This is a genomic window from Alkalibacterium sp. s-m-28 (genome assembly GCF_054658175.1).
On sequence record NZ_BAAGIQ010000538.1, the window covers coordinates 1 to 202 of the forward strand.

Annotated in this window: 1 pseudogene; it reads left to right on the forward strand. The window is 42.6% G+C overall.

Features of this window, described 5'->3' with window-relative positions:
• Window positions 1-202, forward strand: a pseudogene (locus tag ACYQ4S_RS13180) (group II intron reverse transcriptase/maturase); the annotation flags it as partial.

Genomic DNA, 202 nt, shown 5'->3' on the forward strand with positions numbered 1-202 from the left:
GTCGATAGAAAGAATATAAAGCTTGCCATCAAGAAAGTTAAAAAGAACAAAGGCAAGCCAGGTGTAGACGGCATGACTGTCGATGAACTAGATGCACACATGGCAGAATTTGGTTCACATATCATTCGAAAACTAAAGGAAGGCACATATATGCCTCAACCGGTTAGGCGAGTGGAAATTCCAAAGGCAAATGGAGGGAAGC